This window comes from Streptococcus sp. HMSC063B03 (assembly GCF_001836965.1).
In the GTDB taxonomy this organism is placed as follows: domain Bacteria; phylum Bacillota; class Bacilli; order Lactobacillales; family Streptococcaceae; genus Streptococcus; species Streptococcus pneumoniae_F.
This window is the reverse complement of record NZ_KV831029.1, coordinates 74,218-96,207: the sequence shown is the minus strand read 5'-3', so window position 1 is coordinate 96,207 and position 21,990 is coordinate 74,218. Positions and strand designations below refer to the sequence as shown.

Genomic DNA, 21,990 nt, shown 5'->3' with positions numbered 1-21,990 from the left:
GTTTGAAATCACGAACTAGGAAAAAAGATATGATAGAAAGTGGAGATAAATGAAGCTACATATTACCAATCTGTATGGGATGGCTCGAGAAAGTACAGCAACCATTGCTCAAAATGCTGTTCAAAAGATAGCTAGTCAACTAGGATTTAGAGAGTTAGGGATTTATTTTTACCATGCATCAGCTGAAACTGTAGAAGAGAGAAGTAGAAGATTAGACGGGATTCTAGCAAGTGTTTCAATGGGAGATGTGGTCATTTTTCAAACACCTACTTGGAATGGTCTAGAGTTTGAAAGAGAATTTTTAAGTAAGTTGAAACTTCTCAATGTGAAAATCATAGTATTTGTTCATGATGTGATTCCTCTGATGTTTAAAGCAAATGAATTTCTGATGCAGGATTATATCAATCTTTACAACATGGCAGATAGCATCATCTTACCATCAGAAGCTATGAAAGATAAACTACTTCAACAAGGATTGAATGTTAAAAAAATCATTTTTCAAAGAATGTGGGATCATCCTCATGATTTGGACTTACATGAACCTATATTTAAAAAAGAAATTTATTTTGCAGGAAATTTAAGTCGTTTCCCAGAATTAAAAACTTGGGAAGGTACAATTCCGCTAACAGTATTTACAAATGAAGAACCCTTTCCTTTATCGAATCAAGTTTATATTGCGGGTTGGAAGACGGATGAAGAAATGCTTTTAGAGTTATCGAAGGGCGGATTTGGACTTGTTTGGACTACATATCAAAATGAAGAACAAAATGTAGATTACTACAGTATGAATGTTTCTTATAAATTGAGTACTTATTTAGCGGCAGGTATCCCTGTCATTATTCCTGCTACCTTGTCTAACTCGGACTTTATAGTAGAGCAAGGATTGGGATTTGTAGTTGATAACTTAAAAGAAGCGAACCTTTTGGTGGAACAATTATCAGAGGAAGCCTATCTTCAAATGTGTAGTAGAGTGCGTTATTTTTCCTTTTTACTAAGTCAAGGTTTTTTTGCAAAACAGTTCTTATTGCAAGCAGTTTTTGAAATAGGGATAAAAAAAAATCATGCACTACGAGGCTTGCAACTCCTTACAGTTACCAATAGTCAGGATTTAGAACAGATTGAATATCTGGTAGAACATCTTCCTGAATGTGATTTTAGTATTGTGGCAAGAACTGTGATGGGGCCGCGTTTAACCGATTTAGCTGAGAAAGAAAATGTCTATCTATATCCTGCTTCGGATTCAGAACAAATTGAGAAAATACTGGATAAAGCTGATCTATATTTGGATATTAACTATGGTGGGGAAGTAGATGGTATATTTAATGGCTTATTAGAAAAAAATATTCCTTGTTTTGCTTTTTATAAAACACAAAATGGAGAAAGAGGGCAATATCTATTTTCTATAAAAAATGTTGATGCTATGGTAACTGCAATAAGGAATTATGCAGAAACAAAACAATTGCCCAATAAACCATTTGATTTTGAGGTGCAGACCATAGATGAAACGCTTGATTATATTCTGGAGCATCAATCTTCAATCGCTCGATTTGGTGATGGCGAGGCTGCAATCATGCTAGGTCAATCTATTAATTATCAGAAATATGACCCTAAACTTGCAGAAGAATTGAAATTTATTTTTAATCAAGAAAGTAGTCCTACATTAATTATTGGTTTACAAGAAGGATTGAAAAATCGTTTCTCTTTTGTTCCAGATGCTCTAGCTTTTTGGAGACAATATCTAGAGGATTATGAGGAATTTTATCTAGATTATTGTAAAAATACTTGGTACGGCTCAACTTTTATTTCCAGACCTTATATTGATTTTTTAGATAAATCAAAAGCAAAATCTCAGTTTGAAAAGTTGAAAAAACTATGGGAAGGAAGAGATATCCTTATCGTAGAAGGATATACTTCTAGATCTGGGGTAGGAAATGATTTATTTGATGGCGCCAAGAGTATCAAGCGAATTATTTGCCCATCTCGCCATGCTTATGATAAGAAAAATGAGATAATGGAAGCAATAATAAACCATGCTGATGGACGTTTGGTTTTGTTAATGCTTGGTCCTACAGCTAAGGTTTTAGCCTATCAACTTGCTATCAAGGGTATGCAGGCCATTGATATCGGACATGTCGATTCTGAGTATGAGTGGATGCAGATGGGAGCTGAAAATAAAGTTTTATTACACAATAAACATACTGCAGAATTTAATCTAGATACAGAAATAGAATTATCAGATGATGAAGCATATTTGAGTCAAGTTGTTGTAGACTTGAGTGCAGAATAGTATTAATCATGGAATTTCGGAGGAGAAATGACATCAGATAGAATTGCAATCGTTTTGATTGCTGATCAAGCCTACACAGAACAATTGACTGTGACCATGAAATCTATCATGTATCATAATAAATCCGTTGATTTTTATATTATTAATCAAGGAATTATGACAGACTGGTTTAGAAAAGTTAGACGTGTCGCAAAAATTTTAGGAGGAGCTGTCTACAGTATTCCGTTTGATACGGAAAAAATATCTTGTAAATTAGGAATTTCAAACCATAGCAGTCTAATTGCTTATGTCAAGTATTTTATAGCAGATTTAGTGGATAGAGAGAAGGTTCTCTATATCGATAGTGATACTGTCATAAATGGTGATTTAAAGTCTATTTTTTCAATAGATTTAAGTGGGTTTCCAGTTGCTGCTGTAAGAGATATAGATGGAAGTTATAATACTGGTGTTTTGCTTATAGATATTGCTAAATGGAGAGAATTAAGCATTTCGGAACAATGTCTAGAGATTTGTTCAAATAAGAAAAATGAACAATTAGAGTTAGAAGATTTTAAGAATTCTCAGTCGATTTTTAATCAGTTGTTTCAAGATAATTGTTTAGAATTAGCTAAGCGTTACAATGTTCAAGTAGGGTATGATTTGGTTGCTTTTTATAATAATTGGCAGGAACATTTTAATCTAGAATATGATCCGATTGTTATTCACTATACAACAAATAGAAAGCCGTGGAATAGTTCAGTCTCCTATAGATTTCGCGAAAAGTGGTGGGATTTCTATCATCTTGATTTTCAACAGTTGCTAGCCCATCATCTGGATGATTTTAGTTTTGTAAAGGATAAGAAACAAGGTCTCGATTTCTTTACTTTTACAACAACAGAGAGCTTTGAAGGCATTGAACATTTAGCAACAACATTTCCAGAACATCGCTTTCATATCGCGGCTTATACTGCTGTAGGTCCATATTTAAATTCATTGGGACAGTTTGATAATATTTATCTGCATCCAGAGTGCACCACAGCTACCTTGGAGGAACTATTTAAGGGTATAGATGCTTATCTGAATATCAATTATGGAGAAGTAGACGAAACCATTTTAAGAAGCATGGAAGAGCTGAATAAACCTATTTTTTCTTTCTATGCTACGCATAAGGGAAAGGTCCCTCAGTATTTATTTCTGAGAAAAGAAATTGAAAAGCTGGAGGATGCTATTCGCCTATTTTCTGAAATTGGGGCAGAGAGATTTAGTCAGGCTTTTAAACAGGAAGAATTGTTTGATATTACAGTCATGTCGATTGATGAGACCTTGGATGAGCTTATAGCAACGGATAAATCCTTGGTTCGATTTGGAGATGGTGAGTTTAGCTTGATAAACGGCAATAGTATCGCATATCAGGAGTATCAGGAAGACTTAGCTCAAGAAATGAGAGAAATTTTGATAAATGCAGATAAGGAAGATAATGTGCTTGTGTGCTTACCAGAAATTTTTGAAATTTTTAAGGGAAATTTTCTCCAAAATAACGATTCAGAAAATTTTTGGAAAAATGAGTTAGATTATCATGGAAGGTTTTTCCAAGAGATTTGTCAGGCTAAGAAATATGGGTCAACCTGGATTTCAAGATGTTATATTGATAACAAAGATAAGAGTCAAGCTACTACCCAATTTGAAAAAATCAAGGCCTTATTTGCAGATGAGGATATACTTATTGTAGAGGGAGCGACTACACGAGCAGGAGTTGGTAATGATTTATTTAACAATGTTCGCTCTATAAAACGTATTATTTGCCCTTCTCACCATGCTTTTTCAAAGGTGGATGTTATTCAACAAGCCATTTTAGATCATGCGGAGGGACGACTAATTTTACTGATGCTTGGTCCAACAGCCAAAATATTGGCTTATCGATTGTCTAGATTAGGGTATCGTGCCTTAGACCTTGGCCATATTGATTCAGAGTATGAATGGATGCAAATGGGAGCAGAGACGAAGGTACAGTTAAAACATAAGCATACAGCGGAATTTAATTTTGACCAAGGGATTGAATTTATAGAGGATGAAAACTATAACAATCAAATTGTTGTAGATTTGACTAAGTAGAGAGGTATAAATATATGGATGTTCCATTGATTTCGGTTATTATTCCTGTATATAATGTAGAGGAATACATTGAACATTGTATTAAAAATATTTTGCTACAGACATATACGAATATAGAGGTTATCATTGTCAACGATGGTAGTCTTGATGATAGTATCACTATTGCAAAAAAAATTACAGAAGATGACTCTCGTTTTATTTATCTTGATAAGGAAAATGGTGGACAGTCGGACGCCCGAAATGCAGGTTTAGATATTGCGACGGGTGATTATATCTTTTTCTGTGATCCAGATGACTTTATGTTTGAGAAGAGTATTGAAAATCTGTATTATGCAAGTCAACTAACTGAAGCAGATATTGTCGTAGGATCATTTTGCCGTTTTGAAGAAGGTATGTTTTATTTTTATCCAAAACCAAAAGAAGACGAACTACTGTTTCCGCTCAGTGCGAGAGATGCTATACAAGGTATGGATAGCATGGAGGATTATACCCTCCTTCGCTATTCTGCAGTTTGGGGAAAATTATTCAAAAAGCATTTATTTGATGAAATTCGCTTTCCTAAGGGGAAATATGCAGAAGACCAGTTCATTATGTGGAAACTCTATCTAGCAAGTGAAAAGATGACTCGGTATGATTCAGATATTTATGCCTACAGAATCAATTTTAAAGGACTGACTCAGAACTACAACTTATCTCATTTAGATTTTATAGAAGCGATTGAGGAGCGTATTGAAACCTTGCTAGAGATGCCTGAGCTAGAATATCCGATGGAGTTAGCCTTTAATCAGTATAAATTTGCTTTAAAGAGAAATTTATCCATGTTAGAGGGAACAGAATTTGTCCAAGAAGAAGCAATGGTGCGCGAAAAATTGGAACATGCTGAGAATGGGGACTACCTATTTTTAGAAAATAAAAGAGAGTGAGTGATGGAAAATCAATTAATCAGTGTTATCGTGCCGGTTTACAATGTCGAAGAGTATCTCAAACAATGCTTAGATAGCATTCTAGAGCAGACCTTTAGCAATTATGAAGTTATTCTTGTAAATGATGGTTCGACAGATAGCTCAGGCCTAATTTGTCAAGAATACGCCAAAAAAGATGCACGTATTCGTTATTTTGAAAAAGAAAATGGAGGTCTTTCGGATGCTCGAAATTATGGAATTGAACAGGCGCAAGGAGAATATCTTACCTTTGTTGATTCAGATGATTTTTTAGACACATCACATCTGACTATTCTTTATAATGCATTAGTAAACAATGATGCAGACATCTCTATCGCAAACTATGCTAATTATCAAACCTCCACTGCGACTTTCTATCTTCATACATTTGGAGAATATTATGAAAAAACTTATACTTCAGAAGAATTGATTGATGATTTATCATATCTTGAAAGAAATGATTTATCTTTTTCTACCATCTGGGGTAGCTTATATAAGAAAAGTGTATTTTCATTTTTACGCTTTCCCAAAGGTGTGATAGGTGAGGATGTTGCATTAATCTATAAAATGTATACTCAAGTAGATAAGATTGTATATGTTCATAAAGATACTTATACTTATAGAGAAAATGACTCTGGAATATCAAAGAGTAAAATATATCCACTTGTCACAGCGCAGTTAAATCATGTAGCAGAGCGCCTAGCTCTTTTAGCTATTATGGGATATGATGTGACGAAGCATTTTGATCGCTATAGAACATTTTTAGAAATTACTGAATACAATATGAGAATGGTATGGGGCATGGAAGATACAGAAACATATCGTCATATTAAGGAAAATTTACAACTTATCTCTTCTAACAAGAGTTAAGGAAGCAAAGGAAGTGTAATGTTAGAAACAATCAGCATCATTATTCCTATTTATAATGTGGAATCCTATCTCAGAAAATGCTTAGATAGTATAATAGAACAATCTTTTCCTTATTTTGAATTGCTTTTAATAAATGATGGCTCTACTGATGCTTCAGCTCATATTTGTCAAGAGTATGTGGAAAAAGACGACAGAATTCGTTATTTTGAAAAAGAAAACGGTGGAGTTTCTTCAGCTCGTAATTTTGGAATCAAACATTCGAGGGGTGAGTACATTACATTTATTGATTCGGATGATTGGATTGAACCAAATTATTTAGAGATTTTATACAAAACAATAAAAGAGCAAGAGGCGGATATCGTGGTTACAAATTATTACACGTTTCGTGAAGAGGATGCAATGTTTTTATTTCATGTCGCTGAAACAAATGAACCTCTTGTATTTCAACCCAATGATACTTTTTTCAACTATATGTTCTCAACCTTTGGTACAGATATAGCTTGGGGGAGCTCTTGGAGTAAATTATTTAAAAAATCTCTGTTTGACCGCCTTTGTTTTTCCGAAGACATATCTTGGGCAGAAGATTTTGATTTAATGTATAAATTATTTTTGATTTCTGAACGTATTATCTATCTTCATAAAGCCCCATATTGTTATCGTGACCGTGGAGATAGTGCTTCTAAAGCACCAGGGGAGGAACCTATTTGTCAAAGCTTGAAAGTTTCAGAGAATCGTTTACTAAATCTTGCTTTGGTAGGAATTGATTTAACGGAAGCTAGAAAGCATCACATCGGGTTATTGCAGTGGATGAAGTATAATATGGGAACAGTATGGGATATGTCTGATACGGTCACCTATAAAAAAATAGAGAACCAATTGTGGTTGCTAAATTTAGATAAATAAGAATAAAAGTACGTAGACAAGTATTGAGAATTTTAAAGAGAAATAGTACGAAAGTGAGGCATCTATTGAAAACAGAAATGATATCAATCATTGTACCAATCTATAATGCAGAGAACTATCTGAAATCATGTTTGGATAGTGTATTGTCGCAAACCTTTAAGGATTTTGAAGTTTTGATGGTGAATGATGGATCGACAGATAGTTCAGCAACCATCTGTCAAACTTATGCAGAACATGATAGTCGTTTCCGATATTTTGAAAAGGAAAATGGAGGCTTATCTGATGCGAGAAACTATGGACTGGATAGGGCGCAGGGAGCCTATATTACCTTTCTAGATGCAGATGATTTTCTCTTTGAAAACTACCTAGAAAAATTATATCAAGCGAGCCTCCTTAGTGATTCTGATATCTTAATTGGCGGTTATTGCCGCTTTGATGGCTCTGATTTCTATTTTTACAATGATCATTTTAAGAGTGAATCTTTGATTTCTTTCACATCAGCACAAGCGATTCAAGTATTAGATTCTATGCTGGATGTTCCATTTTTGACTTTTTCTACTGCTTGGGGAAAACTATTTAATCGAAATTTGTTCGATGAGCTTCGTTTTCCATATGGAAAATATGCTGAGGATCAATTTTTAATTTGGAAACTCTATCTGAAAGCTGATAAAATTTATTTGTTTAATAGTGCTTCCTATGTTTATCGTATGAATCCTTCAGGCTTGTCAAGTGTTTTTTCTCTCAAGCATTTAGATTATATAGATGCGCTTGAAGAACGGATAAGAGAAACAAAGGATTTAGAAGGGATAGATATTCAGCATTCCCTTAACATGTATGACTATGTCTTACAGAGAATGTTGGGACAGTTGGAAGAACATCAATTTTTAGAGGAAGCAGATAAAGTACGTGAAAAGTTAGAGTTAGAAAAACGCAAAGAGTACCCCTTTTTACTAGAGCAAAAAAAAGATTTAATCAGTATTATCGTTCCCATCTATAATGTTGAAAAGTATCTTCGAATGTGCTTGGATAGTATTGAAAATCAAACCTATTCAAATATCGAAGTTCTATTAATAAATGATGGTTCGCCAGATTCATCTGGAGAGATCTGTCAAGAATATGTTGCTAGAGATAGCAGATTTCACTATTTTGAAAAGGAAAACGGAGGCTTATCTGATGCACGAAATTATGGAATTGAAAAATCAAATGGAAAGTATCTAACCTTTGTAGATTCGGATGATTGGTTAAGTTTAACCTATGTGGAAGATTTACATCGAGCAGCTATTAGACATAGTGCAGATACTGTTGTGGCACACTTTACAATCTATAATGAGAGTGACAGATTGTATCATGTTCATATTTGGGATGAGTACTATGAGAGAACATATAAAGGAGAGGAACTTGTATTAAAACTCCCATCATTAGAATTAGATGGTTATGTATATGTAACCAGTTGGGGAAAATTATTCCACAAGAAGTTGTTTACGAATATTCGATTTCCTAAAGGAAAGGTGATAGAAGATTCCCGAACAAATTATAAATTATTTTTTAAATCAGAAAAAATTGTTTATATTCATAAAGAAATCTATTTCCATAGGGAAGGGATAGAGAGTATTGGAAGTAGTATAAATGAAAAGCTGTTAACCGATGTTTTAGAATGCTTGTTAGAAAGATTAGCAATTTATACTATAAAGGGCTGGAATTATGCGGAGGAAAAGGATAATGTTTTAGGGTGTTTGAGATGGAGATATGAACAGGCTAAAGAAGAAGGATTACAGGATACAGAAATTTTTAGGAGATATACAGAAATATTAGACCTTATAGATAATAATTAAAAATCAAGGGTGTTCAATGAGCTAATAGTGAATAAAAAATAATCTATTTTATTCACTAACGTAGTATTCTTTCATTAGTACCTTAGGGAGTTATAAGCAGATTTTTTCTGCTTTTTTTGTTATAATAGCAATAGTATTTCTGTAAAAATATATTCTTTATATATGCTATTAGAACAGAGTTCTTCATCGATTTGAGAACATTTTCTATGTAAAAGATGCATGGCTTTTTTGATTATCATAAACTGTTATTTTTTAATACTGAAATAAACAAGATAAAAATATTAAATAGTATTTTTAAAAGTATCAGAATATAAAATGAATTTTACAAAAACAAAGAATTAGGAGATTGAGAGGATAAGTTTTGAAAAACTTTTTTTCATCTGTTGTATTAAAAAAAGGATTTATGACGATTTTTTTTATTCTTATTTATATTGTAGGAAGCAGACTAACATTACCTTTTGTTGACCTAAATAGTAAAGATTTTTTAGGAGGTTCAACAGCCTATCTAGCCTTCTCAGCCGCCCTTACAGGTGGGAATCTAAGAAGTTTGTCGCTTTTTTCTATAGGATTATCACCTTGGATGTCCGCGATGATTTTATGGCAGATGTTTTCTTTTTCGAAAAAGTTAGGCTTGAATTCTACAGCGATTGAAATTCAAGATCGTCGAAAAATGTATCTGACCTTGCTGATTGCTGTTATTCAATCTTTGGCAATTTCTCTAAGTTTACCGATACAAGCATCCTATTCTTCGGTCTTGGTTATACTTATAAATACCTTATTACTAATAGCGGGGACCTTTTTTCTGGTGTGGTTGTCAGATTTGAATGCCAGTATGGGGGTAGGGGGATCCATTGTCATTCTCTTATCTAGTATTATCATCAATATTCCCCAGGATGTTATTGAAACTTTTAAACTGGTTCATATCCCAACAGGGATTGTTGTCTTGCTTATTTTTATGACCGTTATATTTTCTTACTTGCTTTCCATTATGTATCGTGCGCGTTATCTAGTGCCAGTCAATAAGATAGGACTTCACAATCGTTTTAAACGCTATTCTTATCTCGAAATCATGTTGAATCCTGCAGGTGGAATGCCTTATATGTATGTGATGAGTTTTCTTAGTGTACCAACTTATCTATTCATCTTATTAGGCTTTCTTTTCCCCGACGCTTCAGGACTGACGAGATTATCTAAGGAATTTATGATTGGAAAACCTTTGTGGGTCTATGTTTATATTTCGGTCTTATTTTTATTTAGTATCATTTTTGCATTTGTGACAATGAATGGTGAAGAGATTGCAGATCGCATGAAAAAATCTGGAGAATACATTTATGGAATTTATCCAGGCGAGGACACTAGTCGATTTATTAATCGATTGGTCCTTCGTTTCTCAGTCATAGGTGGTCTCTTTAATGTGATTATGGCAGGTGGTCCCATGCTTTTTGTTTTGTATAATGAAAAGTTATTACGATTGGCAATGATTCCAGGCTTGTTCTTGATGTTTGGGGGCATGATTTTTACGATTAGAGACGAGTTCAAGGCTTTAAGGTTAAATGAAACCTATAAACCCTTGATTTAGGAGACTTTTATGTATTATTTTATTCCAGCTTGGTATGGTTCAGAAAGAACATGGCATGCAACTATCACTCCATGGTACTTTTCTCATTTTCGTCTAGAGTTTGATGATACCTTTCATCAGATTCGACTCCTGCAAAGGCAAGATATAGATTCTCGACTATTAGTATTAGCTTACCAGCCTCATCTACGTTATTTTTTACATAGACATGGGGTGTTAGAAACGGATACTTATTCCGTTTTTGATGTTATGCAAGATTTTCATAATCCCCATACCCAAGTTTTAAGCATTCGAGATATTGAGTGGGATAATGACTGTGAATTTATTTATAGTCCCTTTACGATTATCGTTCAAAAAAATGGGAAGAAATTTGCTAAGGTTGAACATGGGGTTGAAGGTTTCATCAGTGATATACAGTATTTTGAACCGAATGGTCAAATACATATGCACTATATCATGGATGATCGTGGATTTGTATCGAGCGTTATCTTTTTTGAAGATGGGCAAGCGGCCTATCAAGAATATTTGAATCCCAAGGGAGTGTGGCAATTTAGAGAGCGTTTAAAAGAAGGCGGGCGGGTAGAAGTCAATCCAATTTTTGGTTATCGCTTTAAAGCGCTCATCTATCAAGACATGGGAGATTTGGTGACAGAATTTTTTGAGAATTATCTGCAAAAATATGTGAAGGATCAGGATATTTTTATGCTTCCTTCTCATCCTCACCATGACCAGCTAGTATTAGACCGTTTACCTAGTGCCAATCCTAAACTGTTGAGTCTTTTCATTGGGCGTAATCCTCAAGACACCTTTAGAGATTTAGATTCAACTTTTGAAAAATCAGATTTGATTTTGGTGGATAGAGAGGATAGTTTACGATTGTTGCAGGAGTTGTATCCTGAACGAATGCATCAATTTTATCATTTATCATCATTTGACACCCGATTACGATTGGGGAGAAGTCAAACTAAGAAAGAATCCATCATATATTATCAACTGGATTTTGAGCAGGGAATTGATAATCAAGCTCTACTTCAAGTCTTGGCCTTTGTCGCTGAAAATAAAGATACTGAGGTGATTTTTGGAGCCTTTGCTGCTAGTCAGGAGCAAATGAATGAGGTTGAAAGGATTGTTGAGTCTTTCATCCAAGAAAACATTCAATTCGAAAGTCTGGGAAAGGCACTTGATTATGGTGATGCAGAAAATCCTCTGGAAGAAAATCAACACAAGGACTTACGCATACAGTTTGTCAATTTGAATGATGAGTTAGATTTGATAAAAACACTAGAATTTGTCCGTTTGATTGTGGATTTAAATAGACAGCCTCATCTCTACACACAGATAGCTGGTATTAGTGCAGGAATTCCTCAAATCAATCTAGTTGAAACCGTCTATGTTGAACATTTAAAAAATGGTTATTTGCTGACAGATGTGACAGAATTTTCTAAGGCTGCACATTATTACACAGATAGGTTGAAAGAGTGGAATGAGTCCTTGATTTATTCGATTGATAAGATTAAGGAGCACACAGGACAACAATTTCTTGAAAAATTAGAGAAATGGATAGAGGGGGCTCGACATGTCAAAAGGTCTTAAAATTTTACAAATAGGACTTGATAACTGGTCTCATCAATATGAAATCCCAGAAAATATGGACTGGTATTTTGTTTGTCCTCGGTCTTCTAAGGCATTGCGCAAGATGATCGAGATAGATACTATCAGTCGTTTTCAAGCTGTTTTGATTGAAGATGGGAACTCTTTAACAGATGTCCTTGAGTTTACCAATTTTTTCGAACCTCATGGTCTTTTTTATAATCAGGATTTTAAGACGACAGATCCCCTTCTTTTAGATATATTAAAAAAACAATGTGCACAGCCCGTAGATTTTTCGGATCCGCAGGCTTTATTGCAGGACCTATCCACTTCTCTTTTTAGTGGGGGATATGGGGATAAATTATTTCCGTCAAATATTCAAATTCATTCTTCTTTTGAAGGCTCTATATCTTATCAAGGATTGGAGCATGTAATGATAGAAGGTGATTTTGGAACGAACTTTCATCAATTGGCCTGTTGGTCTCATAATTTTATGGTTTATAAAAATTTGCCTATAGAATTATGGCTAGAGTATGAAAAACAGGGGAATTGTGAGTTTAGGTTTATAGTCCGAAAGATAATTGAAGGGAATATAGACCATTTTTTTGAAGAAGAAGTTTATACTGAAGCAGATTTGGAAAAAGCTATCGTTATAGATAGTATAGATACTAATTTTTTGATATTTTTATCTGTTGAAGCAAGAGGTCGTGGAACTATCAAACTAGGTAATCTTCACCAACGTTGGAGTCGAAAACAATTTGGTAAGTTTGTGCTTGGTGGGAATATCCTACATGATTCCAAACGTGATGAAATAAACTATTTCTTCCATCCAGGTGATTTTAAGCCTCCTTTAGCTGTCTATTTTTCAGGTTATCGACCTGCAGAAGGATTCGAGGGCTACTTTATGATGAAAACCCTAGGATGTCCCTTCATTTTATTTTCTGATCCACGTTTAGAAGGGGGAGCTTTTTATCTAGGAACAGATGAGCTAGAGGGAAAGGTCAAAGAGACGATTGCTCACTATCTTGATTATTTAGGCTTTGATCGCAATGATTTGATTTTATCAGGTCTTTCTATGGGAACGTTTCCGGCTCTCTATTATGGTGCTTCTTTTGAACCTCATGCCATCATAGTCGGTAAGCCCTTGGCTAATTTAGGAACCATAGCTAGCCGTGGACGTTTGGACGCACCGGGTGTCTCTAACTTGGCTTTTGATTGTTTAATTCACCATACAGGTGGGAGAAGTTCGCAAGATATGACGGAGTTGGATCAGCGTTTTTGGAAAATATTTAAACAAGCAAATTTTTCAAAGACAACCTTTGGTTTGTCCTATATGAAAGATGAAGAAATGGATCCTCAGGCTTATGAGAATCTAGTTACTTATTTATGTAATACAGGTGCCAAGATTTTATCTAAAGGAACTGCTGGACGACACAATGATGATACAGATACCAATATTGCTTGGTTTCTTCACTTTTATCGAATGGTACTAGCAAGTGATTTTGGAAGGGAGAAAGAATGATTATCACACAGAGACAGTCTATTCATTGGGGAGAAGTTGGCGGGACTTATATGTACGGGTCAACTGTATCTTATTACCCTGATAAAAGTGTCCGTCTGTATAATCCTCTATTGCCATCTGGTGAAATTCTCAAGACTTGGTTTTCTAGTGTCAATTACCAGGCTGCACGGACTCAGCCCCAGCTTCCCTTACTAAAAAGAAATCAGGAGTATCAACTATCACTAGTTTTTGATTGTCAGCCTGAAAATGGAGTTTATACCAAGATAACTTTTTTTGACCGCTATGGTGATATTTTAGAAGAAAAGGTAGAAAAAGTGAAAGATTTCATATTTACTTATCCAGAAGATAGTTATACTTATCAAGTTTCTCTTTTAAGTGCTGGTTTTGAATCCATAACTTTTTATCATTTTTCTATCAAGGAGATCAGAAGTGTTTAGACGTTTAGGTCAAGATTTCCAGCTTAGGAAAGTGAAAAAGATTTTAAAGAGGATTAATAGCTTAAAAGACAAGATGTCCTCTCTTTCGGATCAAGAATTAGTCGCTAAAACAGTGGAGTTTCGTCAGCGTCTTTCCAAAGGAGAAAGTCTAGATGACTTTTTAGTAGAAGCTTTTGCTGTGGTGCGTGAAGCGGACAAACGGATTTTAGGGATGTTCCCCTATGATGTTCAGGTCATGGGAGCTATTATCATGCACTACGGAAATGTTGCTGAGATGAACACTGGTGAAGGGAAAACCCTAACAGCCACCATGCCGGTCTATTTGAACGCTCTTTCAGGAGAAGGTGTGATGGTTGTTACGCCAAATGAGTATTTATCAAAACGTGATGCAGAGGAAATGGGACAAGTTTATCGTTTCCTAGGCTTGACCATTGGGGTGCCATTTACAGGGGATTCAAAGAAGGAAATGAAAGCTAAAGAAAAGAAGCTTATTTATGCTTTGGATATCATTTACACAACCAATAGTAATTTAGGTTTTGATTACCTAAATGATAATCTGGCTTCGAATGAAGAAGGTAAGTTTTTGCGACCTTTTAACTATGTCATCATTGATGAAATTGATGATATCTTGCTTGATAGTGCACAAACTCCTTTGATTATTGCGGGTTCTCCCCGTGTTCAGTCTAATTACTATGGGATCATTGATACACTGGTGACAACGCTGGTCGAGGGAGAAGATTATATTTTCAAAGAGGAGAAGGAGGAGGTCTGGCTTACTACTAAGGGGGCCAAGTCTGCTGAAAGTTTCCTAGGAATTGACAACTTATATAAGGAAGAACATGCGTCCTTTGCTCGTCATTTAGTTTATGCGATTCGAGCCCATAAACTTTATACTAAAGACAAGGACTATATCATTCGTGGAAATGAGATGGTATTGGTGGATAAGGGGACTGGCCGTTTAATGGAAATGACCAAACTACAGGGAGGTCTTCATCAGGCCATTGAAGCCAAAGAACATGTGAAGTTGTCTCCTGAAACGAGAGCCATGGCTTCCATCACCTATCAGAGTCTCTTTAAGATGTTTAAAAAAGTATCTGGGATGACGGGGACAGGAAAGGTAGCAGAAAAAGAATTTCTTGAGACTTATAATATGGCCGTTATTCGGATTCCAACCAATCGTCCTAAGCAACGAATTGATTATCCCGATAATCTCTATGTGACTTTACCAGAGAAAGTTTATGCGTCTTTGGAATACATCAAAGAGTATCATGCTAAGGGGAATCCCTTACTGGTTTTTGTAGGTTCAGTTGAAATGTCTCAGCTTTATTCATCGCTCTTGCTTCGTGAGGGAATAGCTCATAATGTCCTCAATGCTAATAATGCTGCGCGTGAGGCCCAAATTATCGCAGAATCAGGCCAGATGGGGGCCGTAACAGTTGCAACATCTATGGCAGGACGCGGTACCGATATCAAACTTGGTAAGGGAGTCGCTGAACTTGGTGGCTTGATTGTCATTGGAACAGAGCGGATGGAAAGTCAGCGGATCGACCTTCAAATCCGTGGCCGCTCTGGTCGTCAAGGAGATCCAGGTATGAGTAAGTTTTTTGTATCACTGGAAGATGATGTTATCAAGAAATTTGCTCCATCTTGGGTTCATAAGAAGTATAAAGATTATCAAGTTCAAGATATGACGCAACCAGAAATTCTCAAAGGTCGTAAGTATCGTAATCTGGTTGAAAGGGCTCAACATGCCAGTGATAGCGCTGGTCGAACTGCCCGTCGTCAGACCTTAGAGTACGCTGAGAGTATGAATATCCAACGTGATATGGTTTACAAGGAGCGTAATCGTTTAATAGATGGTTCTCGTGACTTAGAAGATGTCGTTGTGGATATCATTGAGAGATATACAGAAGAGGTAGCGTCTGAACACTATGCCAGTCGTGAATTACTGTTTCACTTTATTGTTACCAATATCAGTTTCCATGTAAAGGAAATTCCTGATAATCTAGACCTATCTAATCAGAAACAAGTCCGCTCCTTTATTCGACAAGTTGTGAATAGAGAACTCTCTGAAAAGAAGGAATTACTGGAACAACATGACTTGTATGAACAGTATTTACGACTCTCTCTACTCAAAGCTATCGATGATAACTGGGTAGAGCAGGTAGACTATCTACAACAGTTATCTATGGCTATTGGTGGCCAATCTGCTGCACAGAAAAACCCAATTGTAGAATATTATCAAGAAGCCTATGCGGGCTTTGAAACGATGAAAGAGCAAATTCGTGCTGATATGGTACGAAATCTCCTGATGGGGCTGGTTGAGGTCACTCCAAAAGGTGAAATTGTAACTCATTTTCCATAAGAGGAGAAAATATGACAATTTACAATATAAATTTAGGAATTGGTTGGGCCAGTAGCGGTGTAGAATACGCTCAAGCCTATCGTGCCGGTATTTTTCGAAGTTTGAATTTACCCTCTAAATTTATCTTTACAGATATGATTTTAGCTGATAATATTCAGCATCTGACAGCCAATATTGGTTTTGATGATGATCAAGTGATCTGGCTTTATAATCACTTTACAGATATCAAGATTGCACCGACTAGTGTGACGGTTGCTGATGTCCTGGCTATTTTCGGCGGTGTGGAAAGTCGTAGGGAAAAGAATGGCAAGACTTTGCGAGTCTTCTTTTCTGACCAAGATAAGTTTGTAACCTGTTATTTGGTTGATGAGAACAAGGACTTGGTTCAACACGCCGAGTATGTCTTTAAAGGCAAACTGATTCGTAAGGATTACTTTTCTTATACGCGTTATTGTAGCGAGTATTTTGCTCCCAAGGACAATGTTGCAGTCTTATACCAACGAACTTTTTACAATGAAGACGGGACTCCAGTCTATGATATCTTGATGAATCAAGGAAAGGAAGAAGTTTACCGTTTCAAGGATAAGATTTTCTATGGGAAGCCAGCTTTCGTTCGTGCTTTTATGAAATCCTTGAATTTGAACAAGTCTGATTTGGTCATTCTGGATAGAGAGACAGGTATTGGACAGGTTGTGTTTGAGGAAGCACAGACAGCACATCTAGCGGTAGTTGTTCATGCGGAGCATTATAGTGAAAGTGCTACAGACGATGACTATATCCTTTGGAATAATTACTACGACTATCAGTTTACCAATGCAGATAAGGTTGACTTCTTTATCGTATCAACTGATAGACAAAAGGAAGTGTTGCAAGAGCAATTTGCCAAATACACCCAGCACCAACCAAAGGTTATTACCATTCCTGTAGGAAGTATTGATTCCTTGACCGAGTCAAGTCAAGGACGTAAGCCTTTTTCATTGATTACTGCTTCACGTCTTGCCAAAGAAAAACACATTGATTGGTTGGTCAAGGCAGTTATTGAAGCTCGTAAGGAAATTCCTGAATTAACCTTTGATATTTATGGTAGCGGCGGAGAAGATTCTCTTCTTAGAGAAATTATTGCTAGTCATAAGGCAGAGGACTATATTCAACTCAAGGGGCATGCGGAACTTTCGCAGATTTATAGTCAGTATGAGGTCTACTTGACGGCTTCAACCAGCGAAGGCTTTGGTTTGACCTTGATGGAAGCTATTGGTTCAGGCCTTCCTCTAATTGGTTTTGATGTGCCTTATGGTAATCAGACCTTTATAGAAGATGGGCAAAATGGTTATCTGATTCCAAGTTCATCTGACCATGTGGAAGACCAGATCAAGAAAGCTTATGCAGCTAAGATTTGTCAATTGTATCAAGAACATCGTTTGGAGGCTATGCGTGCTCATTCTTACCAGATTGCAGAAGGCTTCTTAACCGAAGAAATTTTAGAAAAGTGGAAGAAAACAGTAGAGGAGGTGCTCCATGATTGAACTTTATGATCGTTATAGTCAGGAAAGTCGAGATTTACATGAAAGTCTAGTCGCTACTGGTCTTTCTCAACTTGGAGTGGTCATCGATGCAGATGGTTTTCTGCCTGATGGTCTGGTTTCTCCTTTTACCTATTATCTAGGCTATGAAAAGGGAAAACCTCTCTATTTCAACCAAGTCCCTGTTCCAGCTTTTTGGGAAATTTCAGGCAATAATCAGTCTGCTCGTATTGAAGATATGACGCAGGAGAGAGCTCTTATTCATTATGCTGATGGAATGCAGGCGCGTTTGGTTAGGCAGGTAGATTGGAAAGACCTGGAAGGTCGAGTTCGTCAGGTTGACCATTACAATCGCTTCGGAGCTTGCTTTGCTACAACAACCTTTAGCGCAGATAGTGAGCCGGTGATGACGGTTTACCAAGATGTCAATGGTCAGGAAGTTTTACTTGAAAACCATGTGACGGGTGATATATTATTGACCTTACCTGGTCAGTCCATGCGTTACTTTGCAACTAAGGTTGAATTTATCACCTTCTTTTTGCAAGATTTGGAAATAGATACAAGTCAGCTTATCTTTAATACTCTAGCGACTTCTTTCTTGGTTTCCTTCCATCATCCAGATAAATCTGGCTCAGATATCCTGGTTTGGCAGGAACCTCTTTATGATGCTATTCCAGGCAATATGCAGTTGATTTTGGAAAATGATGATGTGCGTACTAAGAAAATCATTATTCCCAACAAGGCGACTTATGAGCGCGCTTTAGAGTTGACTGATGAGAAATACCATGATCAGTTTGTGCACTTGGGTTACCATTACCAGTTTAAACGCGATAATTTCCTAAGACGAGATGCCTTAATCTTGACTAATTCAGATCAGATTGAGCAAGTAGAAGCAATCGTAGAAGCCTTGCCTGATGTTACTTTCCGTATCGCAGCGGTGACAGAGATGTCTTCTAAGCTCTTAGACATGCTTCGCTATCCTAATGTGGTCCTTTATCAGAACGCTAGTCCACAGAAGATTCAGGAGCTGTATCAACTGTCGGATATTTACTTGGATATAAACCACAGCAATGAGTTGTTGCAGGCGGTGCGTCAGGCCTTTGAGCATAATCTCTTGATTCTTGGATTTAATCAGACAGTGCACAATAGACTCTATATCGCTCCTGATCATCTATTTGAAAGTAGTGAAGTTTCTGCTTTGGTTGAGACCATTAAACTGGCCCTTTCAGATGTTGAACAAATGCGTCAGGCACTTGGCAAACAAGGCCAACATGCCAACTATGTTGACTTGGTGCGATATAAGGAAACCATGCAAACCGTTTTAGGAGGCTAACATGTCAGACGAAGATTTATTTTACAAAGACGTTGAAGGTCGTATGGAAGAGTTGAAACAAAAACCGATCAAGAAAGAAAAAGAAACCCGAGGGGAAAAGATTAGTAAGATTTTTTCACTCATCTTGGGTTTAATGATTCTGATTGGTTTACTCTTTACCTTGCTAGGGATTTTGAGGTAGGCCTATGACTGATATTCTGATTGTTTTAGCTATTATCCTCTCTCTTGCTTTGATTGTATTGGTAACCATACAACCTCGTCAAAATCAACTATTTTCCATGGATGCGACAAGTAATATTGGTAAACCAAGCTACTGGCAGAGCAATACCTTGGTCAAGGTTCTTACTTTATTGGTGAGTTTGGCCTTATTCGTTTTACTATTAACCTTTATGGTGATAACTTACAAATAAAAGAAAACTTCAGATATTCACCTTTTGTGGTTGGTCTGAAGTTTTCTTTTTTACTGTCCATATTTTTGGTAAAAGTCAACTTTTACTTGGATGAAGGTTTTGGCTTCACGTAGGAGTTGAAGAAGTGTGGCGCGGGTTTCAAATTCTTCTCTTGTCTTGGGTAGACTGCGGTTACGGAAGACTTCCAGATAACGTTCAATTTCATCTAGCAAATCAGAAGCGGGATTGGTCTGGCTTAGTTGGCCTGCAATTTTTGAAAAGAGCTGGGCCAAAATCAGGCTCTCACTGGCAGCTAGGTGACAGGTGTTGATTTGCTGGGCCATGTTTCGCAGGATACGACTTTGTCGCTGTCTCATTTCAAAATAGTGGATATGGTAGTCGGTCTGGTGAAAGAGGTGGTCAGAGTGATCTAGATAGACCAGTCTGAGGGCTTCTTCCAAAAGGGTGTCCAATTCGTCAACTAACTGTGCTCGGTTGCGTCCATCCCCTCTGGATAAATAATATTTGAAGCGTTGAAGGATATCTTTTAACTTTTCTTCTACCAATGTGTGGTAGTGATGAATTTCCTCTTCTCGTGAAGGCATATAGAGATTAACCAGTAAGGCAAATCCTGTACCGATAGCAAAGAGAAGGAATTCATTGACTAGAAGGTCTGGAGAGGTTGATTTTTGCACCAAGAGATGGCTAACCAAAACAGTGCTTGGTGTGATGCCAATTTCCCAGCCCATCTTGTAGGCTAGAGGCACATAGAGGGCTAGATAGAGGCCGAGGCTCCAGATATGAAATCCGCTCAAGTGAAAAGCCAGAACACCGATAGTTAGAGCTAGGAGCATGGAAAAGAGTCGATTGCGGGCCAGTTTTAAGGTACTTCTACGGGTGTCGGATAGGCTCAAGAGGGCGATGATTCCAGCTGAAACTGCTGAAGAAAGATTGAGAAAATAAGCAAGAAGGCAGGCAAGGCAGGTAGCTAAGATGAGCTTGGTCGTACGTTGGCTAATAGACATAAGGATTTCCTAGTAAGTTAGAATAAAAGCGTAAAAGACAAGACCTGAGCAGGCTTGCCTTTATGAGTTATTTTTTACGGGCTGCTGCGTATTCGGCAACGGCAGTAAAGAGGACGTCTGTAGAAGAGTTGAGAGCTGTTTCACATGAGTCTTGAATGACACCAATCACAAATCCAACACCGACAACTTGCATGGCAATATCGTTAGAAATACCAAAAAGGCTACAAGCAACTGGGATAAGAAGGAGGGAACCTCCGGCAATACCAGAAGCACCACAGGCTGAGATTGCTGCTACTACACTGAGGACAAAGGCTGTCGCAAAGTCAACAGGGATTCCCAAAGTATTTACTGCAGCAAGGGTCAAAACGTTAATAGTAATCGCTGCTCCGGCCATGTTGATAGTAGAACCGAGTGGGATAGAAACCGAATAGGTATCTGGATCTAGTCCGAGGTCGTGGCAAAGTTTCATATTGACAGGGATGTTGGCCGCAGAACTACGAGTGAAGAAGGCTGTCACACCACTGACACGCAAACATTTCAAAACGAGGGGATAAGGATTTCTCTTCATAAAGAGGAAGGCAATCAATGGATTGACAACCAGAGCGACAAAGAACATGGTTGTCACCAAGAGGGCAAGCAAGATTCCGTAGTTGGCTAGGCTTCCGATTCCCTTATCAGAGATGGTTTTGAAGACAAGACCAAGGATACCAAATGGAGCTAGGTTGATAATCCATTCGACAATCTTAGAAGTCACATCAGCCATAGTTTTCAGCAATTCTTTACTATTTTTGCTGGCCTCTCTCATAGCAATCCCGAAAACAACTGCCCAAGATAGGATACCGATGTAGTTGGCTGTGACAAGGGCATTGACTGGATTGTCAACCAGTTTGAGCAAGAGGTTGCTGAGGACCTGGCCAATTCCATCTGGTGGTGCGATTTCTGTATTGGCACTATTTAAGGTAATCTCAACAGGGACAATGAAACTTGCTAGTACAGCGATAAGGGCAGCAGCAAAGGTTCCCACTAAGTAAAGGAAAATAACTGTTTTCATATTGCTATCTTGTCCCTTTTGATGTTGGGAAAGGGCGTTAGCAACGAGGGCAAAGACTAGAATAGGTGCGATGGCTTTTAGACCGCCAACAAATAGATCTCCGAGTAGACCAATTCCTGAAATGTTAGGAAGTGTCAGTCCTAGGGTTCCTCCAATAAGCATACCAATCAAAATCCGTTTGATTAGGCTTGCCTTATTCCAAGCATGAATGAATTTTTTCATAACAACCTCCTTAGTTGTGTAATGTTTATGATTATA

Annotated in this window: 17 protein-coding genes and 1 pseudogene; 16 read left to right on the top strand and 2 right to left on the bottom strand. The window is 37.0% G+C overall.

Annotated elements, in window-relative coordinates; translation table 11 throughout:
* Window positions 1–49 precede the first annotated feature (49 nt).
* From HMPREF2628_RS11080 to HMPREF2628_RS04340, 16 genes and pseudogenes are all read left to right on the top strand, one after another.
* Window positions 50–1,045: pseudogene (locus tag HMPREF2628_RS11080) on the top strand (sugar transferase); the annotation flags it as partial.
* 132 nt (window positions 1,046–1,177) lie between these two features.
* The gene (locus HMPREF2628_RS11075) at window positions 1,178–2,287 is read left to right on the top strand and encodes an SP_1767 family glycosyltransferase (RefSeq protein WP_306806764.1); all 1,110 of its coding nucleotides are present in this window, start codon (window positions 1,178–1,180) and stop codon (window positions 2,285–2,287) included.
* 27 nt (window positions 2,288–2,314) lie between these two features.
* Window positions 2,315–4,378, top strand: coding sequence for an SP_1767 family glycosyltransferase (locus tag HMPREF2628_RS04405; RefSeq protein ID WP_070842445.1), 2,064 nt, complete (start codon window positions 2,315–2,317; stop codon window positions 4,376–4,378).
* Window positions 4,379–4,392: 14 nt separating this feature from the next.
* Window positions 4,393–5,301, top strand: a complete 909-nt coding sequence (locus HMPREF2628_RS04400; RefSeq protein WP_070842444.1) for a glycosyltransferase family 2 protein — start codon at window positions 4,393–4,395, stop codon at window positions 5,299–5,301.
* A 3-nt stretch (window positions 5,302–5,304) separates the two neighbouring features.
* On the top strand, window positions 5,305–6,189 hold the full coding sequence (locus HMPREF2628_RS04395) for a glycosyltransferase family 2 protein (RefSeq protein WP_070842443.1): 885 nt from the start codon (window positions 5,305–5,307) through the stop codon (window positions 6,187–6,189).
* A gap of 18 nt (window positions 6,190–6,207) precedes the next feature.
* Complete coding sequence (locus tag HMPREF2628_RS04390) at window positions 6,208–7,092, top strand: glycosyltransferase family 2 protein (protein WP_070842442.1); 885 nt, start codon at window positions 6,208–6,210, stop codon at window positions 7,090–7,092.
* Between the two features lie 65 nt (window positions 7,093–7,157).
* Window positions 7,158–8,924: a glycosyltransferase family 2 protein gene (locus HMPREF2628_RS10410; RefSeq protein ID WP_083320518.1), complete on the top strand. Its 1,767-nt coding sequence runs from the start codon at window positions 7,158–7,160 to the stop codon at window positions 8,922–8,924.
* 361 nt (window positions 8,925–9,285) lie between these two features.
* A complete protein-coding gene (gene secY2 / locus HMPREF2628_RS04380) occupies window positions 9,286–10,503 on the top strand; it encodes an accessory Sec system protein translocase subunit SecY2 (RefSeq protein ID WP_083320517.1) in 1,218 nt (405 codons plus the stop codon).
* A 9-nt stretch (window positions 10,504–10,512) separates the two neighbouring features.
* Window positions 10,513–12,093, top strand: coding sequence for an accessory Sec system protein Asp1 (gene asp1 / locus HMPREF2628_RS04375; RefSeq protein WP_061590250.1), 1,581 nt, complete (start codon window positions 10,513–10,515; stop codon window positions 12,091–12,093).
* The gene (gene asp2 / locus HMPREF2628_RS04370) at window positions 12,077–13,612 is read left to right on the top strand and encodes an accessory Sec system protein Asp2 (protein ID WP_070842441.1); all 1,536 of its coding nucleotides are present in this window, start codon (window positions 12,077–12,079) and stop codon (window positions 13,610–13,612) included. Before asp1 ends, asp2 begins: the two co-directional genes overlap by 17 nt.
* On the top strand, window positions 13,609–14,049 hold the full coding sequence (gene asp3 / locus HMPREF2628_RS04365) for an accessory Sec system protein Asp3 (RefSeq protein ID WP_004260817.1): 441 nt from the start codon (window positions 13,609–13,611) through the stop codon (window positions 14,047–14,049). The genes asp2 and asp3 overlap by 4 nt, the downstream gene beginning before the upstream one ends.
* A complete protein-coding gene (gene secA2, locus HMPREF2628_RS04360; RefSeq protein WP_070842440.1) occupies window positions 14,042–16,414 on the top strand; it encodes an accessory Sec system translocase SecA2 in 2,373 nt (790 codons plus the stop codon). The genes asp3 and secA2 overlap by 8 nt, the downstream gene beginning before the upstream one ends.
* Window positions 16,415–16,425: 11 nt before the next feature.
* Window positions 16,426–17,937: an accessory Sec system glycosyltransferase GtfA gene (gtfA, locus tag HMPREF2628_RS04355; RefSeq protein ID WP_070842439.1), complete on the top strand. Its 1,512-nt coding sequence runs from the start codon at window positions 16,426–16,428 to the stop codon at window positions 17,935–17,937.
* Window positions 17,930–19,267, top strand: a complete 1,338-nt coding sequence (gene gtfB, locus HMPREF2628_RS04350; RefSeq protein WP_070842438.1) for an accessory Sec system glycosylation chaperone GtfB — start codon at window positions 17,930–17,932, stop codon at window positions 19,265–19,267. The genes gtfA and gtfB overlap by 8 nt, the downstream gene beginning before the upstream one ends.
* Before the next feature lies 1 nt (window position 19,268).
* Complete coding sequence (gene asp4, locus HMPREF2628_RS04345) at window positions 19,269–19,448, top strand: accessory Sec system protein Asp4 (protein WP_049488410.1); 180 nt, start codon at window positions 19,269–19,271, stop codon at window positions 19,446–19,448.
* Between the two features lie 4 nt (window positions 19,449–19,452).
* Window positions 19,453–19,677: an accessory Sec system protein Asp5 gene (locus HMPREF2628_RS04340; RefSeq protein WP_004260825.1), complete on the top strand. Its 225-nt coding sequence runs from the start codon at window positions 19,453–19,455 to the stop codon at window positions 19,675–19,677.
* Window positions 19,678–19,727: 50 nt separating this feature from the next.
* On the opposite strand, the gene HMPREF2628_RS04335 is transcribed toward HMPREF2628_RS04340, so the two are convergent.
* Both HMPREF2628_RS04335 and sstT read right to left on the bottom strand, forming a co-directional pair.
* On the bottom strand, window positions 19,728–20,681 hold the full coding sequence (locus HMPREF2628_RS04335) for an aromatic acid exporter family protein (protein WP_070842437.1): 954 nt from the start codon (window positions 20,679–20,681) through the stop codon (window positions 19,728–19,730).
* Between the two features lie 67 nt (window positions 20,682–20,748).
* Window positions 20,749–21,954, bottom strand: coding sequence for a serine/threonine transporter SstT (sstT, locus tag HMPREF2628_RS04330; protein ID WP_020901597.1), 1,206 nt, complete (start codon window positions 21,952–21,954; stop codon window positions 20,749–20,751).
* Window positions 21,955–21,990 lie beyond the last annotated feature (36 nt).

Excerpts from the sequence above, each read along its gene's own strand:
- HMPREF2628_RS11075 (WP_306806764.1), top strand. The coding sequence starts at position 1,178 with ATGGGGCCGCGTTTAACCGATTTAGCTGAGAAAGAAAATGTCTATCTA.
- HMPREF2628_RS04405 (WP_070842445.1), top strand. The coding sequence starts at position 2,315 with ATGACATCAGATAGAATTGCAATCGTTTTGATTGCTGATCAAGCCTAC.
- HMPREF2628_RS04400 (WP_070842444.1), top strand. The coding sequence starts at position 4,393 with ATGGATGTTCCATTGATTTCGGTTATTATTCCTGTATATAATGTAGAG.
- HMPREF2628_RS04395 (WP_070842443.1), top strand. The coding sequence starts at position 5,305 with ATGGAAAATCAATTAATCAGTGTTATCGTGCCGGTTTACAATGTCGAA.
- HMPREF2628_RS04390 (WP_070842442.1), top strand. The coding sequence starts at position 6,208 with ATGTTAGAAACAATCAGCATCATTATTCCTATTTATAATGTGGAATCC.
- asp1 (WP_061590250.1), top strand. The coding sequence starts at position 10,513 with ATGTATTATTTTATTCCAGCTTGGTATGGTTCAGAAAGAACATGGCAT.
- asp2 (WP_070842441.1), top strand. The coding sequence starts at position 12,077 with ATGTCAAAAGGTCTTAAAATTTTACAAATAGGACTTGATAACTGGTCT.
- asp3 (WP_004260817.1), top strand. The coding sequence starts at position 13,609 with ATGATTATCACACAGAGACAGTCTATTCATTGGGGAGAAGTTGGCGGG.
- gtfA (WP_070842439.1), top strand. The coding sequence starts at position 16,426 with ATGACAATTTACAATATAAATTTAGGAATTGGTTGGGCCAGTAGCGGT.
- gtfB (WP_070842438.1), top strand. The coding sequence starts at position 17,930 with ATGATTGAACTTTATGATCGTTATAGTCAGGAAAGTCGAGATTTACAT.
- asp4 (WP_049488410.1), top strand. The coding sequence starts at position 19,269 with ATGTCAGACGAAGATTTATTTTACAAAGACGTTGAAGGTCGTATGGAA.
- HMPREF2628_RS04340 (WP_004260825.1), top strand. The coding sequence starts at position 19,453 with ATGACTGATATTCTGATTGTTTTAGCTATTATCCTCTCTCTTGCTTTG.
- HMPREF2628_RS04335 (WP_070842437.1), bottom strand. The coding sequence starts at position 20,681 with ATGTCTATTAGCCAACGTACGACCAAGCTCATCTTAGCTACCTGCCTT.
- sstT (WP_020901597.1), bottom strand. The coding sequence starts at position 21,954 with ATGAAAAAATTCATTCATGCTTGGAATAAGGCAAGCCTAATCAAACGG.